We start from the raw sequence: 20393 nt of genomic DNA, 5'->3' as shown, positions 1-20393 counted from the left end.
GTTAGTTCTACACGCCCCCCCCCCCCCCCGCCCCCGGGGGCCCCCCCGCCCGGGGCGGGGGCGCCCCGCGGGGGGGGGCGGCCCCCGGGGGCCGCCCGCGGCCGGGGCGGGCGCCGGGGCGGGCCCCCGCCCCTCCTCGTACCGCGGGGTGTTACGGGGTGACGCTGCCGATCAGGACGCTGCCGGAGCCCGCGACGGTGCCGCGCGCGTTGACCAGCTGGACCTGGCCGAAGAACTGGCGTCCCTCGGGGGCCGGACCGCCGACGACGACCTCGGCCGCGACCTTGGTGCTCGCGCCGTTGGCCAGCGGGTAGGTCCTGGCCTCGTCGACCTTCACGGTGCCGAGCGCCGCCGAGTAGTACACGTCCTTGTAGTCGTAGGTCGTGCCGCCCTCGGCCTGGACCGCGTAGCCGTCGATGACGACGGTGTAGGTGCCGGCCTTCGGCTTGACGAGGGAGACGGCCTCCTCCGAGTCGCCGTCGGCGGACGAGCCGACCTTGACGCCGTCCAGGAGCACGGACAGGTCGAGGTCGGCGGCCTTGTCGGAGGTGTTGCCGATCGCGATGTCGAGCCGCTCGACGCCCTCGCCGATGGTGACGGTCTTCGTCTGCGTCTCGTGGTGCTGGATGGTCGGGGTCTCGACCTTGGCCGAGCCCAGCGAGCCGCCCTTCAGCTTGCCGTCGATGCCGGCGAAGCCGTTGGTGACGGTCCACTCGACGGCGGCCGGGGTGCCGACCTTCGCCTCGGCGACGGTCTGGACGGCCGGGTCGAAGGAGGCGCCGAGCACGGAGACGTCGAGCTTGTACGGGTTGTCCAGGTCCGGCGAGGTGCGGCGCGCCTCGACCTCGATCTCCCAGACGCCGGCCTGCGGGTTGGCGTAGGAGCGGAGGTCCGGGCGGCAGGTGTTCGCCGGGTTGTAGTGCGGGTAGCACATGGTGGTCGCGGTCGGGTCGACCGGGACGCCGTACGGGTGGATGGCGATGAACCGGGTCTGGCTCTTCGCCTTCAGGCCGCCGATCGCCACCTCCAGGGAGGTCGCGCCCTTCGGCACGGTCACGAAGTACGACTTGTGGCTGTTGCGCTGGACCGAGCCGGTGGCGGAGAAGCCGTAGCCGGGGGCGGTCAGGTCGCTCGCGACGACCGAGGTGGCGAGGATCTGCTTGTCGACGCCCTCGGTGCGGTCGTCGTCCGCCTCCAGGATCACGCTGTGCACGCCGGCGGTCTTCGGGCGGGCCTCCAGCTTGACGGTGACCGGCTTGTTCAGCGGCAGGTCGATCTCGTCGTCGCCGAGGATCCGGAAGGTGCCGTCGTTGTACTTGAGGTCCAGCTCGTGCTCGACGGCACGGTCCGGGCCGCTGGTGCGGGTGACGGTGACGTCGTAGACCTTCTTCTGGCCGACCTTGAGGCCGCCCTCGCGGTCGTACACACCGGTGCCGGTGTGCGGGGCCGGGAAGATCACGGTGTCGACCGGGGCCTCGACCTTGTAGGAGTGGGCGGTGGCCCCGTCCTTGATGGAGTCCCAGGCCTCGTTGATGTCGATGAGACCGGCGCCCTGCTCGTGGGCCGCGACACCGGGGATCCGCTTGGCGGTCGAGGTGAGGGCGGTGCGCAGGGTCAGCGGGGAGAGCTCGACGTTCCGCTGCTTGGCGGCGGAGAGCAGCAGCGCGCTCGCGCCCGCGACCTGCGGGGACGACATCGAGGTGCCGTTGAGCATGCCGTAGCCGGCGGGCAGCGCGTAGCCGGCCTCGGCGACGCCGGCGCCGGCCTGCCAGGTCGGGATGGTGTTCACGGCCGAACCCGGGCCGGTGATCAGCGGGGTGGCGCCGCCGTCCTCGCGCGGACCGCGCGAGGAGAACGGGAACATGGCGTACTTCTTCTCGACGGCCGAGCCGTAGTTGGCGGCCCAGGTCGACTGGGAGACCGCCGCGCCGACCGAGAGGACCTTGTCGGCCAGGCCGGGGTCGCCGATCGTGTTGGTGCCCGGGCCGGAGTTGCCGGCCGAGATCACCAGCTGCACGCCGTACTCGTCGATGAGACGGGTGTAGAGGCGGGCGCGGACGTTGTCGCCGTCGTTCAGCGCGGGCAGGCCGCCGATCGACATGTTGACGATGTCGACGCCGCGGTTGACGACGAGGTCGACCATGCCCTCGGTGAGGGCGACGTTGGTGCAGCCGCCGTCCCAGGTGCAGGCGCGCGAGGAGACGATCTTCGCGCCGGGCGCGGCGCCGTTCATCCGGCCGCCGAAGAGGCCCTTGGCGGCGGTGATGCCGGCGACGTGGGTGCCGTGCGAGGACTCGACGACGCCGATGTTGACGAAGTCGCGCTTCTGGCCGACCCAGGAGCCGCCGTACGGGTCCATCGGGACGTCCTTGCGGATCTCCACGACGAACGGGGTGCGCTCGACGACGTCCGTGGCCGGGTCGTCGGTGCCGAAGTAGCCGACGACGTTCCCGTCCTTGAACGGCTTCATCGGCTCGTTGTCCGTGAAGTCGTTGTCCTGGTCGGTGTCGACGCGGACGGTGCCGGCGGCGGGGTCGTACAGCAGGCCGAAGACGTCGGTGGTGTCGCCGTCGCGGTTGATGTCACCGGCCGGGTCGCCGCCCGCCGTGACGGACTCGCTGAAGCGGCTCCACTGGTAGGCGCCCTCGGGGGCCTTCCAGGACTGCGCGGCGGCGGTGAAGACCGGGCCCGCGACCGGGGTGACCTGGGCGCGCCAGGTGCCGTCGGAGTCGACGATCGGGTCGGTGGCCGTCACCCAGTCGACGATCTTGCGCTCGCCGGTGGTGGTCTTCTGGAGGGCCGGGTGGCCCAGGTCGACGCCCGAGTCGAGGATGCCGATGGTCACGCCGCGGCCGTCGGCGCGCGGGTGGTCCTCGACGAACTCGACGGCGCCCGTCTCGTGGGACGGGTTGTACGGGTTCTTCGCCGGGGTGTACTTCGACGGCGCCGGGTAGGTCCGGGTGACCGTGGTGCCCTCGACGGCGCCGGAGACACCGGCGTCGGGACGGGGGTCGTCCAGCTGGATCTCGGCCCGGAGGTCCACGGACTGGACGGAGGAGAGCTTGGTGGCGGCCTTGATGGCGGCGTCGGCCTTGCCGGTGGGCAGGGTGGCGCGGACGTAGCCGAGCTCGTCGTTGCGGTTGCCCACCGAGCCGCCGGGGACGGCGTCGAGCTGGTCGGCGACCTGCTCGGTCGCGCCGGGCGCGGTGGCGACCAGGATGGTGACGTGCGGTTCGCCGGCGGCCTCGGCCTCGGCGAGGCGCTGCGCGTCGGTGGCGCCGAGCTTGTCGGCGGGCTCCGCGGCCTTCACCGGGGGAGTGGCCGCCGGGTCGTCGGCGGCGAGGACCGGGGCGGCACCGGCCGCGACGAGCGCGGTCACCAGGCCGGCGGCGGCGGCGATCCGGGCCGCTCGTCTGGTCCCGGCGGTCGAGCGCCCGGGTATGGAGCTCTGCGTTTCGGGGGTGGTCATTTACATCCCTGTTTGTGAAAGAAGAGGGTCCGGAATCCGGTACCGGATGACCGCTCAGCCTTTCGTAAAGGACAGGGCTTTGTGGAGAGTTAGCGAAGGGCGGGTTGTTCCCGTGGCGTACATCCGCCACCGCGCCCCATGTGCCACAGACGACGAATCGCCCTCAACGAGGGCGATTCGACCGGGGGGAGCGGCTCACTGCTCCTTGGCGCGGGCGTAGTGCCGGGACGCCTTCGCGCGGTTGCCGCAGGTCGCCATCGAGTGCCAACGGCGGGTGCCGTTCCGCGAGGTGTCGAGGAAGTGCAGGATGCACGCCTCGTGCGCGCAGGTCCTGATCCGGTCCGGGGCGGTGCGCAGCAGCTCCAGGTGGGCGCGGGCGGCCGTCCAGCCGGGCCCCCACGCGGGGTCGGCGAACTCGGCGCGCTCGCCGGGCCCTTCGGTGGTGAGCACCGCGCGGATCCGGCCGTGCTCCAGGACGGCGTCGAGCCGCGCGGTCGTGTCCGGGTCGCCGGGCCGGTCGACCAGCGCCTTCAGCGCCTCGCGGGCGGTGCGCGTGTGGCGGAGCGTGGCCTCGTCGGCGGCGAACCGCCCGTCGAGCCCGTTGGCGGCGAGCCAGACCGCGAGCCCCCCGGTGTCGGCGAGGAGGTCCTGGCGCTCGCCCTCCCGCATCCAGCGGGTGTTGAGCAGATCCAGGGAGAGGGGTTCGCCGGTCAGCGGCCGCGGGTCGACGACGGTCATGACGGGCATCCTCCTCGACCCCCCGGACGATCTAACCCCTCAAGCGTACGTGACAGGTTGCACCTCGCTCTCCCTAACCACTAAAGTCGAGTTAGACGGTTAGCCCGAAGGGGGCGACCGACGACGAGGGGACCGTCATGTCCGCGATCGGCACGCTGAACACGGCACACATCGGCATCAACGTCACCGACCTGGACCGCTCGCTCCGCTTCTACGGGGAGGTCCTCGGCTTCGAGACGATCGGCTCGGGCGACGCCGACGGCCGGCGCTACGCCTTCCTCGGCCAGGACGGCAGGCTCGTCGTCACCCTCTGGCAGCAGGCCGAGGGCGGATACGACGCGAACCGCGCCGGCCTCCACCACCTGGCCTTCGAGGCGGAGTCCATCGAGAAGGTCCGCGAGGCCGAGGCCGTCCTCAAGGCCCAGGGCGTCACCTTCGCCTACGACGGCGTGGTCGCCCACGGCGAAGGCACCGCCTCCGGCGGCATCTTCTTCCACGACCCCGACGGCACCCGCCTGGAGATCTCCGTCCCCAAGGGCGCCGAAGAGTCCCCCGCCCCGAGCGGCACGGCCCCCACCTGCGGCTTCTTCTAGCCGCCCCGGGTGTGGGCAGGCGCTCCGCGAGGGCGGAACGGCGGGCGCACCGCCGAACGCGCCACCCGCGCCAGGGACCGCACCCGCACCCCGAGAACCCGCACCCCACCGGAGGCCCGCCATGACGACCGCGTACCACCACGGCTCGCTCGCCGTGCAGCAGAGGCTCGGCGTCCGGCAGGCCGCCGCCCACATCGCCCCCAGCATCCGCCCCGGCATCCGTCCCGTCGCCGCCGCCTTCCTGGAACTCCAGCCCATGCTGGTCCTGGCGGCGGCGGCCCCCGACGGCCGGGTCTGGGCGAGCCTGCTGACGGGCGAGCCCGGCTTCGCCCGCGCCACCGGACCCCACACGGTCTCGGTCGCGGGCGGGCCCGGGCCGGGCGACCCGCTCGCCGGCGCCCTGGCCGACGGGACCCCCGTCGGCACCCTCGCCCTGGACCCCCGCACCCGCCGCCGCATGCGCCTCAACGGCACCGCCCGCCCCAGCGCCCGCGGCGTGCTGATCGAGGCGGAGCAGGTCTTCTCGAACTGCCCCAAGTACCTCCAGAAGCGCGAGCTGTACGCCCCCGGCGCCGCCGGCCCGGGCCCGGACGCCCCGCCGGTCCCCCGCGTGGGCGACGCCCTCACCGGTGCCCAGCTGGCCGCCGTCCGCGCGGCGGACACCTTCTTCGTCGCCACCACCGGACCCGACGGCGCCGACGCCAGCCACCGCGGCGGCAACCCCGGCTTCGTCCACGCCGAGGGACCCCGCGAGCTCCTCTGGCGGGACTACCCGGGCAACGCGATGTTCCTCACGCTCGGCAACCTGGAGACCGACGGCAGGGCGGGCCTCCTCTTCCTGGACTGGGAGACGGGCACGACCCTCCAGCTCAGCGGCCGGGCGGAAACGGTATACCGTTCAGAGGAGCGGTTCGTCCGCTTCCGGGTCGACAGCGTCGTCGAGACCCCGGCCGCCAGCCCCCTGCGCTGGTCCGCGCCGGAGTACTCCCCGGCCAACCCGACCACCCCCTGATCGCGCACCCTGCCGCCCGCACGCGGACTCCCGATCCACGATCCCGAGGAACCCGTGACCACTGCCACCCAGGCTCCCGAGGCCACCGTGCCCGCGCCGTCCGCGCCCGCGACCGTCCCCGCGCCCGCTCCCGTACGCCGCCCCGGCCCGCCGCCCCGCCCCCGCCCCCTCGCCGTCCTCGTCGCCACCGGCACCAGCACCGCCGCGCTCCTCCTGCTGGTCGCCCTCGGCACCGTCCTGCACCACCCGCTGCTCATCCCGCCGCTCGCCGCGAGCATGGCGCTGGTCGCCGCCTCCCCGGACCTGCCGCTCTCCCAGCCCCGCTCGGTGATCGGCGGCCAGCTCCTCTCCGCCCTCGCCGGCTACGCCGTCCTCGCCGTCGCGGGCCCCGGCCTGTGGAGCGCCGCCGCCGCCGGCGGACTCGCCCTCGGCGCGATGATGCTCGCCCGCGCCCCGCACTCCCCGGCCGCCGCCACCGCGGTGATCGTCGCCCTCGGCAGCCCGCCGTTCTGGACCTTCACCGGTCTGCTGCTCGCCTCCTGCGCGCTGCTCGTCGCGGCCGGCCTGCTCATGGCCCGCGCCACCCGCCGCACGTACCCCGTGTACTGGATCTAGCCATCCGCCTAGCCTGCTGGGCATGAAGCAGGAGTTGCGGGTGGCGGCCTACGCCGTAGTCGTCCGGGACCACGAGATACTGCTCGCCCGCTGGGTCGCCAGGGACGGCACCAAGCGGTGGACCCTGCCGGGCGGCGGCATGGACCACGGGGAGGAACCCGTCGAGACCGTCGTCCGCGAGGTCGAGGAGGAGACCGGGTACGCCGTCGAGCCGACCGCCCTCCTCGGCGTCGACTCGATCATGCGCGAGTGGATCGCCCGGATCGGCGCGCCGGGCTCCTTCCAGGGGCTCCGGATCCTCTACGAGGCCCGTGTCACCGGCGGTGGACTGCGCAGCGAGACCGGCGGCTCCACCGACCTCGCGGCCTGGCACCCGTTGGACTCCGTGCCCGCCCTGCCCCGGGTCGAGCTCGTCGACATCGGGCTCGACCTGTGGCGGGAGCGGCCCCCCGTGGGCCGCTCCCGGCTCGCGGGTCCGGCGAACGGCTGAAAAGGGCTCAACCGGTACGCGACCGCTCAACCCTCCCGCCCCACCCGTGGTCCTCCCCGCCGACCGCAGTACCGGATCACCACGGAAACAGGGGAACCCCGCATGGCCACCGCCCGCACCACCCGTACCGTCGTCGCCACGGCCCTCGCCGCCGGCCTCACCGTCACCGCGCTCGCCGCCCCCGCCCTCGCCGCCGGCCCCGCGGCCCCCGCCGCCCCCGCGAAGAAGGAGCACGCGGCCACCCAGGCGGCCCTCCAGGCCGCCGTCGACGCCGGGGTCCCCGGCGCCGTCGCCCAGGCCCGGGTCGACGGCCGCGCGTGGACGGGCACCGCGGGCGAGCGCGGCGGTGCCGACCGCTACCGCGTCGGCTCCATCACCAAGACCTTCGCCGCCACCGTCCTCCTCCAGCTCCAGGCCGAAGGCCGGATCGACCTCGACGACCCGGTCGAGAAGTGGCTCCCCGGCCTCGTCCGCGGCAACGGCCACGACGGCCGGAAGGTCACCGTCCGCCAGCTCCTCAACCACACCAGCGGCATCTACAACGTCACCTCCGACCCCGGCTTCCAGGAGAAGGTCTTCGGCCTCGGCTTCCTGGAGCACCGCTACGACCGGTGGACCCCCCGGCAGCTCGTCGCCCTCGCCATGGACCACGCCCCCGACTTCGCCCCCGGCACCTCCTGGAGCTACTCCAACACCAACTACGTGCTCGCCGGCCTGGTCATCGAGAAGGTCACCGGCCGCCCCTACGGCAAGGCCGTCGAGAACCGGATCATCAAGCCCCTCAAGCTCCGCGCCACCAGCGTCCCCGGCACCGACCCCACCATGCCGAACCCCAGCTCCCCCGCGTACTCCACGCTCTCCGCCGAGCCGGGCGCTCCCGTGCACGAGGTCGGCGAGCTCAGCCCCACCATCGCCTACGCGGCCGGCGAGATCATCTCCGACTCCCGCGATCTCCAGACCTTCTACCGCGCCCTGCTCCAGGGCCGGCTGCTGCCGAAGGACGCCCTGCGGGAGATGACCACGACCATCGCCGTCTCCCCGGAGCTGCCCGGGGCGGGATACGGCCTCGGTCTCATGAAGCAGAAGCTGAGCTGCGGCAAGGAGGTCTGGGGCCACGGCGGCGGCATCCACGGCTCGCTCTCGGAGGCGTACGCCACCCGTGACGGCCGGCACTCCCTCGCCGCCAACATCAACGCCGACTGGACCGGCGACACCCAGGCGATCCTCGAGGGCGAGTTCTGCGGCACCGCTCCGAAGAAGTAGCCGTCACCGGGGCAGGACGACGACGTACGCGGCGGGCTGCCGCTCCGACGCGGCCATCAGCGCCGTACGGACCACGGTGGCCTGCTGGTCCATCGCCTCGCGCAGCTTGCGCGGGGTGAGGTGGACCACCGTGATGCCCAGCCGCTCCAGGTGCTCCCGCTTGCGGGTGTACTCGGACCACAGCGCGTCCTCGTCCTGCCGCGGGGCCCGGGTGTCCAGCTCCACCGCCACCGCCTGGTCCGGCCAGTAGGCGTCCACGCCGCCCAGGTGCGGGCCGCCCGGCAGCCGCAGGTCCACGTTCCACACCGGGTCCGGGAGCGCGAAGTCCCGCACCATCTCGTACAGTCGCTCCTCCGACAGCGCCCGTCCCTCCACGAGGAGCGAGTCCACCGCGTCCACCACGTGCGGTCGGGTCAGCAGTCGCAGACGGCTCAACTCCCGTACGAGTACCGGGGGTTCGCAGTGTCCGCCGCGCACCGCCTCGGTGAGCAGCCGGCGGACGGTCCCGGCGTCGTGCAGCCCCGAGACGGCGTCGGCGAGCGCCCGGGCGACCGGCGCCACCGGCAGCCCGTCCAGCTCCACCGGCTCCGGGGACTCCGGTGCCCGCACCACCCGCACGAAACCGGTCGACCGCAGCCGCCGGGTGCGGCCCACCAGGACGTCGATCCGCTCCAGGGCGGGTGGCGGGGGAGCGGAGGCGAAGCCGTGCAGGGCGAGCGCGGCGAGACCGGTGAGCATCGCGCCCGGCCCGTACAGCGGCGCCTCGCCGTCCCTGCGGGCGTAGAGCAGCGCGGCCCGCAGCCGGTCGTCGCTGGTCGGCGCGCCGGGCTGGAGGAGGAAGACGCCGGGCAGCAGCTGCGTCCAGTCGCCGCCGGTCGCGGCCCGTCCGGCGACCTCGGCGGCGGGCACGCCCATGGCCCTCAACTGGCCGGTGGACGCGAGCCGACGGGTGACGCCCGCGGGGGAGGCGAGGGGGCGGGGGCGGGGGGTGATGGGGGTGTTGTGGTTCATGCCGGGGGTCTTCCGCACCCCGGTCCGGCCCTAACGGCCTGTTACAAGGCGGTGGCCGAACCCGGACAAGCCCGCACTAAAGTACGCGCGTTCGACTGCCGAGAGGGGCCCGTGGCGTCACGGGCCCCTCCCGGCGCGGGCTCAGCCCTCCAGCGCGTCGCACTCCTGCGCCCGCAGCGCCCGCGCCAGGTCGTCGCGGGACTCCAGGACGAGGCGGCGCAGCGCCGGAGCCGCGTCCGCGTGCTCCGCCAGCCAGGCGTCGGTCGCCGCCAGGGTCTCCGGACGGTCCTGGTAGGCCGGGAAGAGGCCCCGCACCACGTCCATGCCGATCTGGATCGACCGCTCGGCCCAGATCCGCTCGATCACCGCGAAGTACTTCTCCGCGTACGGGGCGGTCAGCTCGCGCTGCGAAGGCTGCGCGAAACCGGCGATGACCGCGCCGACCAGCGCGTTCGACAGGGTGTCCGACTCGACGACCTGCGCCCACGCCTGCGCCTTGACGGCCGCCGAGGGCCGGGCGGCGAGCAGCCGCACCTGGTGGCGCTTGCCGCTGGCGGTGTCGTCGCCGGCCAGCTCCTCGCCGATCCGCGCCTCGTCGGCCCGCCCGTGCTCGGCGAGCGGGGAGAGCAGCGCCCAGCGCAGCTCCTGGTCGACGTCGAGGCCGTCGATCCGGGCGGTGCCGGCCAGCAGCCCCTCCAGGAGCTGGAGGTCGGCCTCGGAGGAGGCCGTCGCGGCGAAGAAGCGGGCCCAGGTCAGCTGGTGCTCGCTGCCGGGACCGGCGAGCCGCAGCTCGCGCAGCCCGCCCTCGGCGAGCAGGCGCCCGCCCTCCTCGCGCCACGCGGGGGCCGCGTAGTGGGTGACGGCGGTCCGCGCCCAGGCGTGGACCATCTGCAGGACGCCGATGTCGGTCTCGCGGCCGGCGAAGGCGAGCACGGCGGCGACGAAGTCGCGGGCCGGCATCAGCCCGTCCCGGGTCAGGTTCCACAGCGCCGACCAGCACACCGCGCGGGCCAGCGGGTCGGTGACGGCGCCGAGGTGGTCGCGCAGGGTGTCGAGGGAGCCCTCGTCGAAGCGGACCTTGCAGTAGGTGAGGTCGTCGTCGTTGACGAGGATCAGGTCGGGCCGCTCGCTGCCGGCCAGCCCCTCGACGACCGTGCGGGACCCGGCGACGTCGGTCTCCACGCGCGCGTACCGGACGAGTTCGCCGCCGGACAGCCGGTAGAGGCCGACCGCGATCCGGTGCGGGCGGAGCTCCTCGCCCTCCTGGAGGACGGCGAGCTCGGTGATCCGGCCCTCGGCGTCGTAGGTGACCTCGGGGGCGAGGACGTTGACGCCGGAGGTCTGGAGCCACGACTTCGACCAGGCCCTCATGTCCCGGCCGGAGGTCTCCTCCAGGACGGCGAGCAGGTCGGCGAGGCGGGTGTTGCCGTACGCGTGGCGCTTGAAGTAGCGGCGCGCGCCCTCCAGGAAGGCGTCCCGGCCCACGTAGGCGACCAGCTGCTTGAGGACGGAGGCGCCCTTGGCGTAGGTGATGCCGTCGAAGTTGAGCTTGGCGTCCTCCAGGTCACGGATGTCGGCCGTGATCGGGTGAGTGGAGGGCAGCTGGTCGGCGCGGTAGGCCCACGCCTTGCGGTTGTTGGCGAAGGTGACCCAGCTGTCGGTGAAGCGGGTGGCCTCGGCGAGCGAGAAGGAGCCCATGAAGTCGGCGAAGGACTCCTTCAGCCACAGGTCGTCCCACCAGACCATGGTGACCAGGTCGCCGAACCACATGTGGGCCATCTCGTGCAGGATCGTGTTGGCGCGCCGCTCGTACGCCGCCTGCGTGACCTTGCCCCGGTAGATGTACTCCTCGGTGAAGGTGACCATGCCGGGGTTCTCCATGGCGCCGAGGTTGTACTCGGGCACGAAGGCCTGGTCGTACTTGCCGAAGGGGTAGGGGTAGTCGAAGTTGTCGTGGAAGAAGTCGAAGCCCTGCTTGGTGACGAGGAAGACGTCGTCCGCGTCGAAGTGCTTCGCGAGCCCCTTGCGGCACATCGCGCCGAGCGGGATCTCGACGTCGCCGCGCCGGTAGGTGTCGGTGACGTAGTGGTACGGGCCGGCCACCACGCAGGTGATGTACGTGGAGATCGGCTCGGTCTCGGCGAAGCGCCACACGCCGTCGGCGTCCCGCTCGCCGGCGCCGTTGCTCCACACCGTCCACTCCTCGGGCGCGGTCACCTGGAAGCGGTACGGCGCCTTGAGGTCGGGCTGCTCGAAGTTGGCGTAGACCCGGCGGGCGTCGGCCGGCTCGTACTGGGTGTACAGGTACACCTCGCCGTCCTCGGGGTCGACGAAGCGGTGCATGCCCTCGCCGGTGCGGCTGTACGCGCACTGCGCGTCGACGACCAGGACGTTCTCGTCGGCCAGGCCGTCCAGGGCGATCCGGGCCCCGTCGAAGACGGCCGACGGGTCCAGCGCCCGCCCGTTGAGGGTCACGGAGGTGACCGACGGGGCGACCAGGTCCACGAAGGTCGTGTCGGCGTCGCCCGTACGACGGAAGCGGATCGTCGTCACCGAGCGGAAGGTGCGTACCGCCTCCGTGGACTCGCCGACCGCCGACCGCAGGTCGAGGGCGACCTCGTAGCCGTCGACGGACAGCAGCGCGGCCCGCTCGTGGGCCTCGTCGCGGGACAGGTTCTCACCGGGCACGGTCACTCCTTCGTGGCGTGTTCGAAACAGCACCGATCCTCCCATGCGCACCTTTCACCCGGCGCACGGGAATGCCGACACGGCCCGCCGGTGTTGCGCCAAGTCGGCGCACACCTTCTTTCCACCGTCCCGAGGAGTGACATGTCCGAGAGCAGGACCACCGCAGAGTTCTTCTTCGACCCGCTGTGCCCCTGGGCCTGGATGACCTCCCGCTGGATGCTGGAGGTGGAGAAGGTCCGCCCGGTGGACGTGAGCTGGAAGGTGATGAGCCTCGCGGTGCTGAACGAGGACCGCCTCGACGAGGTCCCCGCCGAGTACCGGGAGATGCTGGAGACCAAGGCCTGGGGCCCGGTCCGGGTCGTCATAGCGGCCCGGGAGCTGCACGGCGACGAGGTCGTCGGAAAGCTCTACACCGCGCTCGGCACTCGCTTCCACAACAACGGCGAGGGCCCCACCCGCGAGGCGATCGCCGCCGCCCTGAAGGACGTCGGCCTCCCCGAGGACCTGGTCGAGTACGCCGACAAGGACACCTACGACACCGAGCTGCGCGCCTCCCACGCGGAGGGCATCGGGAAGGTCGGCCAGGACGTCGGCACCCCGGTGATCGCGGTGCCCGGCCCGGACGGCGACGAGGTCGCCTTCTTCGGCCCGGTCGTCACCCCGACCCCGCGGGGCGAGGCCGCGGCCCGGCTGTGGGACGGCACCCTGCTCGTCGCCTCGACCCCGGGCTTCTACGAGATCAAGCGCACGCGGACGGCGGCGCCGAGCTTCGTCTGACCGGCTGACCGGCTGACCGGCTGAGCGACTGCCCGGCCGGGCGGCCGCGCGGCGACGGAAGAACCCCCGTGATGCACGTCATCACGGGGGTTCTTCTTTCATCCGTCCGCAGGTGAAGGCTGAGAAGACGATCACGAGCAGGACGTGCGGGGGGTCAGAACGAGATCAGCGGAACGCTCGCCTTCGCGGCCTGGTAGCGCTTGTTCACGTCCTGCCAGTTGACGACCTGCCACATGGCGTCGATGAAGTCGACCTTCTGGTTCTTGTACTGGAGGTAGAAGGCGTGCTCCCAGGCGTCGAAGACCAGGACCGGGACCGAGCCCTGGCCGACGTTGCCCTGGTGGTCGTAGACCTGCTCGACGATGAGGCGGCCGCTGATCGGCTCGTAGGCCAGGACGCCCCAGCCGGAGCCCTGGGTGGTCGCCGAGGCCTTGGTCAGCTGCGCCTTGAACTTGGCGAAGGAGCCGAAGGACTCGGTGATCGCGTCGGCGAGCTCGCCCACGCCGTCGGCCGCCAGCGGCTCGCCGCCGCCCTCGCCGCCCTTCGGGCTGGCCATGTTGTTCCAGTAGATGGAGTGGAGGATGTGGCCGGAGAGGTGGAAGGCCAGGTTCTTCTCCAGGCCGTTGACCGAGCCCCACTGGTCCTTGTCGCGCGCCTCCTCCAGCTGCTCCAGGGTGTCGTTCGCACCCTTGACGTAGGCGGCGTGGTGCTTGTCGTGGTGCAGCTCGATGATCTGCGGATTGATCACCGGCTCCAGCGCCGCGTAGTCGTACGGCAGCTCCGGAAGTGTGTAGATCGCCATGTGTGCCGAGCCCTTCGACTGACTGCTTATTGCAACCTATATGCAAGTGCAGGCTAACAGCACCTGCGGAAGAAGTTGATCAGCCCTTGGTCCTAGGCCCGCCGCGCGCCCGACTGCTTCCGCGCGCTCCGCCGAACGGCGCATGCCGCGCTGTCCCCACCCCTTTCAAGATCCATAACGTGCGGGCATGAAGCTCCCCCTGAGACTCGCCGCCACCGGTGTCCTCGTCGCCCTCCTCGCCGGCGCCGCCCAGGCCGCCACCCCCTGGCGCCAGGTCGGCACCGACGCCCGGACCGGCGTCAGCGGCCTCGCCGCCGAAGGCGACGGCACCGCCCTCTTCGTCCACGACAACAAGCGCTCCGGGCAGCCGCGCCTCTCCCGGCTCGGGTACGGCACGGACCCCGTCACCGTCACCCCGCTGGTCTGGGACGGGGCCGAACCCGTCGACCTGGAGGCCGTCGAGGCGATCCCCGGGATGCCGGGGGAGTACCTGGCCGTCGCCGCGCGCGGGATCGTCTACCGCCTGAGGGTCGCCGGAACCACGGCGAAGGTCGTCGAGTACACGCCGCTGCCGGCGATCGGCGCGGGCGACGACTTCGAGAGCTTCGCGCTCGTCGCCCGCGACGGCCGGTTCGCCGCCCTGTGGGCCGACCGCGGCGAGGGCCCCGACCGGCCCGCCACGCTCTACGCCGCCCCGCTGACCTTCGCCGCGTGGGGCGAGCCGAGGTTCGGCGCCGTCACCCGGCGCGCCTTCACCGCCCCCTATCCGGCGGACGCCGGGACGCGGCACGTCTCCGACATCTCCGTGACGGACTCCGGCCGGATCCTGGTGAGTTCGGCGTCGGACGCGGGGGACGACGGCCCCTTCGACTCCGCCGTGACCGACGCCGGGCAGGTCGGCCTCACCGCCACCGGCCGGGTACGCGTCGCCCTCACGGCCCGCCCGGTCCCGCTCGGCACCTTCCCCGGCCACAAGACCGAGGCCGTCGAGTGCCTGCCCGGCACCGGCGAGGCGCTGCTCGGCACGGACGACGAGAACCAGGGGGGCTACGTCCGCACGGTGCCGTACTGCGCCGGCTGACCCGGCCCCCTCTCCCCGTCCGGCCGCCTCTCCCCGTCCGGCGCCCTCTCCCGCCCGTCCCTCCTCGCCCTGCCCCTCCCCGCCCCCGATCCCCTCCCCGTACACGCGCGGACGCCCCGCCGGGCTTGCGGGCCGATGCTGTTGGCGAATTCGGGGGCGCGCGTGACGTCGGCCTTCAAGACCCGGTTGTGGTCTTGAAGGCCGACGTTGTCGTTTGGGGTGGGTGCGGGTGTCGATGCAGCCGAGCGGGCCGGGCGAGATCCCGGCGGAGACAGTGCGGGTGGCGCGGGCGGCGTTCCGGAAAGGGAGCCTGGCGATCCAGGTTCGGGACGAGCTGGGGGTGCTGTTCACCGACGAGCAGTTCGCGGATCTGTTCCCGGCGCGGGGAAAACCCGCCTGGTCGCCGGGCCGGCTGGCACTCGTGCTGGTGTTGCAGTTCGTGGAGGGGCTGACTGACCGGCAGGCCGCGGAGGCGGTGCGGGCGAGGATCGACTTCAAGTACGCGCTCGGGCTCGAACTGGGTGATCCGGGCTTCGATTTCTCGGTCCTGTCGGAGTTCCGGGACCGTCTGATTGAGGCTGAGGCCGGACGCCGGGTTCTGGATGGCATCCTGGCTGCGGCCCGGGAGAAGCGGCTACTCAAGAGCGCGGGCCGGGCCCGCACCGACTCCACGCACGTGCTGTCCGCGGCCCGTGAGCTGTGCTGGCTGGAGAAGGTCGCAGAGACACTGCGGTCAGCATTGAACGCGTTGGCCAAGGCGGCCCCCGACTGGCTGGCTGACATCGCTGAACCGGACTGGTTCAAGCATTACTCGACGAGGGCCGAGGACTCCCGGTTTCCCCAGGCCCGCACGAAGCGGGACGAGGTGGGCCTGCGAATCGGCAGGGACGGGACACGGCTGCTTGAGGCCATCCTCTCATCGGCAGCGCCCGGAGATCTGCGGGATCTGCCTGAGGTCGAGATCCTGCGGCGGATATGGGTTCAGGACTTCCACTTGGTCGACGGCGAGGTGATGCGCCGGGGCCCAAAAGACCGGCCGCCAGGCGCGATGCGCCTGGTCACGCCCTATGACATCGAAGCGCGTGGCAGCATCAAACGCGACACCCTCTGGCACGGTTACAAGGTCCATCTCAGCGAGACTTGCGAGCCCGACGCCCCGAACCTGATCACAAATGTGGTCACCACCGCCGCCACCATCTCCGACGACCGAATGGCGGCAGTCGTCCACGCAGGTTTGGCCGAGCGGGACCTGCTTCCGCGCGAGCACTGGGTCGACACCGGATACGCCAACGCAGCAGCCATGACGGACGCCCGTGATCACGGCGTCGCACTGCACGGACCGCTCAAGTCGGTGACCAGCTCGCAGGCCCGGGCAAGAGCCGCCTACGGCCAGGACGCCTTCACCGTCGACTGGGACAACCAGCGTGTGACCTGCCCCAACGGGCGCACCAGCACCAGCTGGCGGGAAGACCGCTCCCAGCACGGTCTCGCGGTGGTCCGGGCACAGTTCCCCGTGCGTGACTGCCGGCCATGTCCCGTCGTGCACGACTGCGTCCCGGCCCTGAAAACCCGGGGCCGGGCCATCACCTTGCGGCCCCAGCAGGCCCACCAGGAACTCCAGCAGGCCCGCGCCCTCCAGCAGACCGAAGAGTGGAAGGAGCGCTACAAGATCCGCGCCGGGGTCGAAGGCACCTTCTCTCAGGGCGTGAACCGCTGCGGACTTCGCAGATCCCGCTACCGGGGCCTGGCCAAGACCACCCTCCAGCACCAGCTCACCGGCGCCGCGATCAACCTCGCCCGCATCTACGCCCACCTCACCGAAACACCACGCGCTCGCACGCGCACCAGCCACTTCGCAGCACTCGGCCCCGCCGAGCCAATGCTCAGCGGGGCCGAGTAGCGCCACCCCCGAATTAACCAACAGCGTCGGCTTGCGGGCCCGGCGGGGCGTCCGTACGAGGCGGGTGGGGGTCAGGCCTTCCCGGCCGGCGTTCCGGTCGGCGTCGCGGCCGACTTCGCGCGCGACTTCTGGAGCGCGAAGCCGACGGCGGCGAGGCCGAGCGTCAGCGCGCCCGTCGCGTACAGCTGGATCCGGGTGCCCTCCTCGCGGGCCATCAGGTAGAAGATCGCGGCCATGCCGGCCAGCGCCACCCAGGTCAGGTACGGGAAGGCCCACATCCTGACGACCAGCTTCTCCGGCGCTTCGAGCTGGGTGCGGCGGCGCAGCACCAGCTGGGAGGCGGCGATGAAGAACCAGACGACGAGGATGATCGCGCCGATCGTGTTGAGCAGCCAGATGAAGGCCTTGTCCGGCGACCAGTAGCTCAGCAGGACGGCGCCGAAGCCGACGACCGAGGAGAGCAGGACGGCCGGGCGCGGCACGCCGCCGGAGGTGCGGCCGAGCGCCTGCGGGCCCTGGCCGCGGCCGATCAGCGAGCGGGCCATGCGGGAGGCGCCGTAGATGTTGGCGTTCATCGCGGAGAGCAGGGCGATCAGGACGACCACGTTCATGATCTGGCCGGCGGCGGGGATGCCCAGGTGGTCGAGGGTGGCGACGTACGGGCCCTTCTCGACGACCGCCTTGTCGTCCCAGGGGACGAGGGTGACGATGACCGCCATCGAGCCGATGTAGAAGAGCGCGATGCGCCACATCGCCGTACGGACCGCGGAGGCGACGCCCCGCACGGGGTGCTCGGACTCGGCCGCCGCGATGGTGACCGTCTCCAGGCCGCCGTACGCGAAGACGGAGGCGAGCAGGCCGACGATCAGGCCCTCGGAGCCGTTCGGGAAGAAGCCGCCGTCGCCGGTGAGGTTGGCCGTGCCGGGGGCGTCGGTGCCGGGCAGGACGCCGGCGATGGCGAGCACGCCGATGCCGAGGAAGAGGACGATCGCGCCGACCTTCAGCGCGGCGAACCAGAACTCGAACTCGCCGAAGTTCTTCACCGCGGCCAGGTTGGTGCCGCAGAAGACCAGCATGAACAGCGCCACCCAGGCCCACGCGGGGGTGCCCGGGAACCAGCCGGTCATGATGTTGGCCGCGCCGATTCCCTCCAGGCCGACCGCCACGCAGAGCAGGAACCAGAAGGCCCAGCCGGCGGTGAAGCCGGCCCACGGGCCGAACGCGCGCTCGGCGTGGACGGAGAAGGAGCCGGAGGCGGGGTTGGCCGCCGACATCTCGCCGAGCATCCGCATCACCAGCATGACGAGCACGCCGGAGATCGCGTACGCGACGACGATCGAGGGGCCGGCGGCGGCGATGCCGGCGCCGGAGCCGACGAAGAGGCCGGCGCCGATGACGCCACCCAGGGCGATCATCGACAGATGGCGCTGCTTGAGGCCGTGGGAGAGGCCCTCGGCGGGAGCGGCGGTGCCGTCCTCGCGGTCGGCCTGCGCGGGCGCGGTGGTCCGGGACATGGGCAACCCTGTTCATAGGCTGAGACGGGGAGGGAAGCCCACAGTCTGGGTGCCCGTACCGCTCAGAGGGAACGGTTGTCCGCTATACGGTCACCACCTTCACACAAGGTGAAGATTCAGTTCCGTTTCGTCGTGGACATGCGGGTTCCCCGCGACGCGCGCACTTCCCGCAGCCAGGCCACGAGCAGCACCGCGGCGGTCGCCCCCGCCGACCACAGCACCTGCGGCCGCGCCGCGTCGTCGGTCAGCATCAGGACCAGTACCGCGCCCATCGCCGCCAGCGCCGTCCACGTCAGCCACGGGAAGCCCCACATCCGCAGCGTCAGCGTCTCCGGCGCCTCCCGCTCGATCCTGGGCCGCAGCCGCAGCTGCGACACCGCGATGAGCGCCCACACGAAGAGCAGCACGGCGCCGACCGCGTTGAGCATGTAGAGGAAGACGGAGTCCGGCCACTTCAGATTCAGCAGCACCGACACGAAGCCGAAGGCCACCGAGGCGAGCACCGCCCGCCGCGGCACCCCGCCGCCGGAGACCCTGAGCAGCCCCTTCGGCGCCTCGCCGCGCTCGGCCAGCGAGAAGACCATCCGGGAGGAGCCGTACAGGTTGGCGTTGAGCGCCGAGAGCAGCGCCACGAAGACCACCACGTTCATGATCTGCCCCGCGCCCGGCACCCCGATCGCGTCGAGCACGGCCACGTAGGGCGACTCGCCCGGCGTCATCGACGTCCACGGCAGCAGGGTCACGATCACCAGCATCGAGCCCACGTAGAAGAGGAGGATCCGCCACACGGCGCTGCGCACCGCCCGCGCCACGTTCCGCGCCGGGTCCTCCGACTCGGCGGCGGCGATGGTGACGACCTCCAGCCCGCCGAAGGCGAAGAGCACGGCGAGGACCCCGGAGACCACCCCGGACCAGCCGTTCGGCAGGAAGCCGCCCTGGCCCGTCAGGTTCGCGAGCCCCACCGGGTCGGTGTCGGGCAGCCAGCCGACGATCGCCAGCACGCCGAGGACCAGGAAGAGCACGATCGCGCCGACCTTCAGCGCCGCGAACCAGAACTCGAACTCGCCGAAGTTCTTCACCGCCGCCAGGTTGGCGAGGGTGAACACGACCATGAAGAGCAGCACCCAGCCCCACTGCGGCACCCCGGGCACCCAGCCGTGCGCGATCCGCGCCGCGCCCGTCGCCTCCACGGCGAGGACGACCACGAGCAGGAACCAGTACAGCCAGCCCACCGAGAACCCGGCCCAGCGGCCCAGCGCCCGCTCCGCGTGCACCGAGAAGGCGCCGGACGCCGGCATCGCCGCCGACATCTCGCCCAGCATCCGCATGACCAGCATCGCGAGCGCGCCCGCGATCAGGTACGAGACCACGATGCCCGGTCCGGCGACCGCGATGCCCGCGCCCGAGCCGACGAAGAGGCCGGCGCCGATGACCCCGCCGAGCCCGAGCATCGTCAGGTGACGCTGCTTCAGGCCGTGGGAGAGCGGCTCCGGTTCGGTGAGGGGGGTGGGCGGTGCTGCGTCGCGCATGGTGGGGGCTCGCGCTCTGGGAGAAGTGGCACATGAGGAAGGGGCTTTATGGAGACCCCACAGTCTCTCCGTTGACCGGCCCTTGACGCAAAAGGGACTAGATATGGCCATCCCCCAGTGACAAGCGTCACGTGGCGCCCGGCGTCGTCACCGTCCTTTGTCGGAACCCCATGAAGCCCGAGCCCGAGGCTTTGTCGGCGGCTGACGGTGATCGGGCGTTCACTCCTGGCATAGCGTCAACCTGTCCTGACCCCCTCACCCCCGCGGAGTACCGATGAGCACCGCCGTCGCCCCCGTCCGTACCCTCCGTACGGGCACCGTCCTGGCCGACCTCCTCCCGGCGAGCCGCGCCCGCGACATCGCCCTCGTCGTCGGCGGCGCCGCCCTCACCGGCCTGGCCGCGCAGCTCGCCGTCCCGGTCCCCGGCTCGCCGGTCCCGGTCTCCGGCCAGACCTTCGCCGCCCTGCTCGTGGGCACCGCCCTCGGCGCCCGCCGCGGCTTCCTCGCCCTCGCCCTGTACGCGGTCGCCGGCATGGCGGGCGTCCCGTGGTTCGCGCAGGCCACCTCCGGCTACGGCATGCCGTCCTTCGGCTACATCCTCGGCATGCTCCTCGCCTCGACCGTCGTCGGCGCCCTCGCCCGCCGCGGCGCCGACCGCTCGGTCCTGCGCACCGCCGGCACCATGGTCCTCGGCTCCGCGGTCATCTACGCGGTCGGCGTGCCCTACCTGGCCCTCGCCACCGGCATGACCCTCGGCCAGGCGGTCGCCGCCGGACTGACGCCCTTCCTCGTCGGCGACGCCCTCAAGGCGGCCCTCGCCATGGGCGCCCTCCCGGCCGCCTGGAAGCTGGCCGGCCGCAAGGGCTGACCCGCGACGGCGGATACGGGAAAGGGCCCGCGGCTCCTCCCGG

General features: G+C 72.4%; 16 protein-coding genes. 9 read left to right on the top strand and 7 right to left on the bottom strand.

All coding sequences use genetic code 11. From position 1 onward, the window contains the following. Positions 1-151: 151 nt before the first annotated feature. Positions 152-3469, bottom strand: coding sequence for a S8 family serine peptidase (locus ACFQ8C_RS31495; RefSeq protein ID WP_383464165.1), 3318 nt, complete (start codon positions 3467-3469; stop codon positions 152-154). Positions 3470-3664: 195 nt separating this feature from the next. Further along, the gene (locus ACFQ8C_RS31490) at positions 3665-4207 is read right to left on the bottom strand and encodes a CGNR zinc finger domain-containing protein (RefSeq protein ID WP_383464162.1); all 543 of its coding nucleotides are present in this window, start codon (positions 4205-4207) and stop codon (positions 3665-3667) included. 137 nt (positions 4208-4344) lie between these two features. Here ACFQ8C_RS31490 and ACFQ8C_RS31485 point away from each other — a divergent pair, with 137 nt between their 5' ends. From ACFQ8C_RS31485 to ACFQ8C_RS31465, 5 genes are all read left to right on the top strand, one after another. Beyond that, a complete protein-coding gene (locus tag ACFQ8C_RS31485; RefSeq protein WP_383464160.1) occupies positions 4345-4800 on the top strand; it encodes a VOC family protein in 456 nt (151 codons plus the stop codon). Between the two features lie 121 nt (positions 4801-4921). After that, on the top strand, positions 4922-5812 hold the full coding sequence (locus tag ACFQ8C_RS31480) for a pyridoxamine 5'-phosphate oxidase family protein (protein ID WP_383464158.1): 891 nt from the start codon (positions 4922-4924) through the stop codon (positions 5810-5812). Positions 5813-5866: 54 nt separating this feature from the next. After that, the gene (locus ACFQ8C_RS31475) at positions 5867-6427 is read left to right on the top strand and encodes an HPP family protein (protein ID WP_383464156.1); all 561 of its coding nucleotides are present in this window, start codon (positions 5867-5869) and stop codon (positions 6425-6427) included. 22 nt (positions 6428-6449) lie between these two features. Further along, complete coding sequence (locus ACFQ8C_RS31470; protein WP_383464154.1) at positions 6450-6917, top strand: NUDIX hydrolase; 468 nt, start codon at positions 6450-6452, stop codon at positions 6915-6917. A 102-nt stretch (positions 6918-7019) separates the two neighbouring features. After that, the gene (locus ACFQ8C_RS31465) at positions 7020-8180 is read left to right on the top strand and encodes a serine hydrolase domain-containing protein (RefSeq protein ID WP_383464151.1); all 1161 of its coding nucleotides are present in this window, start codon (positions 7020-7022) and stop codon (positions 8178-8180) included. 3 nt (positions 8181-8183) lie between these two features. Here ACFQ8C_RS31465 and ACFQ8C_RS31460 read toward each other — a convergent pair whose 3' ends face one another. After that, positions 8184-9191 carry a hypothetical protein gene (locus tag ACFQ8C_RS31460; RefSeq protein ID WP_383464148.1) on the bottom strand — a complete coding sequence of 336 codons (1008 nt, stop codon included), beginning with the start codon at positions 9189-9191 and terminating at the stop codon, positions 8184-8186. Positions 9192-9332: 141 nt separating this feature from the next. Beyond that, positions 9333-11879, bottom strand: coding sequence for an aminopeptidase N (pepN, locus tag ACFQ8C_RS31455; RefSeq protein ID WP_383464145.1), 2547 nt, complete (start codon positions 11877-11879; stop codon positions 9333-9335). A 141-nt stretch (positions 11880-12020) separates the two neighbouring features. On the opposite strand from pepN, the gene ACFQ8C_RS31450 reads away from it, so the two are divergent. Continuing rightward, positions 12021-12656, top strand: coding sequence for a DsbA family protein (locus ACFQ8C_RS31450; protein WP_383464142.1), 636 nt, complete (start codon positions 12021-12023; stop codon positions 12654-12656). Positions 12657-12810: 154 nt separating this feature from the next. Here the strand turns inward: ACFQ8C_RS31450 and ACFQ8C_RS31445 are convergent, their stop codons facing one another. Continuing rightward, entirely contained in the window at positions 12811-13458 is a 648-nt protein-coding gene (locus tag ACFQ8C_RS31445; RefSeq protein ID WP_383464139.1) for a superoxide dismutase, read from the bottom strand. A gap of 187 nt (positions 13459-13645) precedes the next feature. Here ACFQ8C_RS31445 and ACFQ8C_RS31440 point away from each other — a divergent pair, with 187 nt between their 5' ends. Continuing rightward, positions 13646-14539, top strand: coding sequence for a hypothetical protein (locus ACFQ8C_RS31440; protein ID WP_383464136.1), 894 nt, complete (start codon positions 13646-13648; stop codon positions 14537-14539). Between the two features lie 229 nt (positions 14540-14768). Then, entirely contained in the window at positions 14769-16439 is a 1671-nt protein-coding gene (locus ACFQ8C_RS31435) for an IS1182 family transposase (protein WP_383464133.1), read from the top strand. 71 nt (positions 16440-16510) lie between these two features. Here ACFQ8C_RS31435 and ACFQ8C_RS31430 read toward each other — a convergent pair whose 3' ends face one another. Further along, complete coding sequence (locus ACFQ8C_RS31430; protein WP_383464130.1) at positions 16511-17953, bottom strand: amino acid permease; 1443 nt, start codon at positions 17951-17953, stop codon at positions 16511-16513. A 116-nt stretch (positions 17954-18069) separates the two neighbouring features. Beyond that, complete coding sequence (locus tag ACFQ8C_RS31425; protein WP_383464127.1) at positions 18070-19482, bottom strand: amino acid permease; 1413 nt, start codon at positions 19480-19482, stop codon at positions 18070-18072. A 274-nt stretch (positions 19483-19756) separates the two neighbouring features. Between ACFQ8C_RS31425 and ACFQ8C_RS31420 the strand changes: the two genes are divergently transcribed. Further along, positions 19757-20350: a biotin transporter BioY gene (locus tag ACFQ8C_RS31420; RefSeq protein WP_383464124.1), complete on the top strand. Its 594-nt coding sequence runs from the start codon at positions 19757-19759 to the stop codon at positions 20348-20350. Positions 20351-20393 lie beyond the last annotated feature (43 nt).

Origin of the sequence: Streptomyces sp. NPDC056503, assembly GCF_042794995.1 — a bacterium.
Classification (GTDB): domain Bacteria; phylum Actinomycetota; class Actinomycetes; order Streptomycetales; family Streptomycetaceae; genus Streptomyces.
The sequence above is the reverse complement of the archived record's forward strand: the minus strand, read 5'-3'. Positions and strand labels throughout refer to the sequence as shown.

Coding starts and splice junctions, on each gene's coding strand:
- ACFQ8C_RS31495 (WP_383464165.1), bottom strand. CDS start 3,469: ATGACCACCCCCGAAACGCAGAGCTCCATACCCGGGCGCTCGACCGCC.
- ACFQ8C_RS31490 (WP_383464162.1), bottom strand. CDS start 4,207: ATGACCGTCGTCGACCCGCGGCCGCTGACCGGCGAACCCCTCTCCCTG.
- ACFQ8C_RS31485 (WP_383464160.1), top strand. CDS start 4,345: ATGTCCGCGATCGGCACGCTGAACACGGCACACATCGGCATCAACGTC.
- ACFQ8C_RS31480 (WP_383464158.1), top strand. CDS start 4,922: ATGACGACCGCGTACCACCACGGCTCGCTCGCCGTGCAGCAGAGGCTC.
- ACFQ8C_RS31470 (WP_383464154.1), top strand. CDS start 6,450: ATGAAGCAGGAGTTGCGGGTGGCGGCCTACGCCGTAGTCGTCCGGGAC.
- ACFQ8C_RS31465 (WP_383464151.1), top strand. CDS start 7,020: ATGGCCACCGCCCGCACCACCCGTACCGTCGTCGCCACGGCCCTCGCC.
- ACFQ8C_RS31460 (WP_383464148.1), bottom strand. CDS start 9,191: ATGAACCACAACACCCCCATCACCCCCCGCCCCCGCCCCCTCGCCTCC.
- ACFQ8C_RS31450 (WP_383464142.1), top strand. CDS start 12,021: ATGTCCGAGAGCAGGACCACCGCAGAGTTCTTCTTCGACCCGCTGTGC.
- ACFQ8C_RS31445 (WP_383464139.1), bottom strand. CDS start 13,458: ATGGCGATCTACACACTTCCGGAGCTGCCGTACGACTACGCGGCGCTG.
- ACFQ8C_RS31440 (WP_383464136.1), top strand. CDS start 13,646: ATGAAGCTCCCCCTGAGACTCGCCGCCACCGGTGTCCTCGTCGCCCTC.
- ACFQ8C_RS31430 (WP_383464130.1), bottom strand. CDS start 17,953: ATGTCCCGGACCACCGCGCCCGCGCAGGCCGACCGCGAGGACGGCACC.
- ACFQ8C_RS31425 (WP_383464127.1), bottom strand. CDS start 19,482: ATGCGCGACGCAGCACCGCCCACCCCCCTCACCGAACCGGAGCCGCTC.
- ACFQ8C_RS31420 (WP_383464124.1), top strand. CDS start 19,757: ATGAGCACCGCCGTCGCCCCCGTCCGTACCCTCCGTACGGGCACCGTC.